Origin of the sequence: Shewanella basaltis, assembly GCF_023283885.1 — a bacterium.
Taxonomy (GTDB): Bacteria; Pseudomonadota; Gammaproteobacteria; order Enterobacterales; family Shewanellaceae; genus Shewanella; species Shewanella basaltis.
The window spans coordinates 1-517 of record NZ_JAKILA010000058.1 but is presented as its reverse complement, the minus strand read 5'-3'; the positions used below and the strand labels follow the sequence as shown (position 1 = coordinate 517).

Genomic DNA, 517 nt, shown 5'->3' with positions numbered 1-517 from the left:
CACCACTTTGTGGTTCATGACTGGGGTGAAGTCGTAACAAGGTAGCCCTAGGGGAACCTGGGGCTGGATCACCTCCTTACCTATACGACTAACTCAATACCTAAAGTGCAGCGATGCATGTGAGTGTTCACACAGATTGCTTGTTAACTTCTTCGGAAGTAGAGCGAAAACACACCGCAAGCCGGTTAAGTGTTGTTCTTTAACAATTTGGAAAGCTGATAGTATTTAATTGCATGAGTCTGTCATGTGATTAATTACAAATCGTTCGATGCGAAAGCATTGAACATTGAGTTCTCAAAACACTGTTTAAGTGTCTTGAATATTCTAAAACTAAGGCGATTTCGTGTGCGAAAGTGCATGAATTATCAAAGTAAAAACCAGCTAGTTGCAATACAGCTCAAGTGAAACTCATTTGGGTTGTATGGTTAAGTGACTAAGCGTATACGGTGGATGCCTTGGCAGTCAGAGGCGATGAAGGACGTAGTAACTTGCGAAAAGCGTTGGCGAGCTAGTAACA

General features: G+C 42.4%; 2 rRNA genes. Both read left to right on the top strand.

The window, feature by feature from the left end:
* Window positions 1–79: ribosomal RNA gene (locus tag L2703_RS18935) — 16S ribosomal RNA — on the top strand; the annotation flags it as partial.
* Window positions 80–423: 344 nt separating this feature from the next.
* Window positions 424–517: ribosomal RNA gene (locus L2703_RS18930) — 23S ribosomal RNA — on the top strand; the annotation flags it as partial.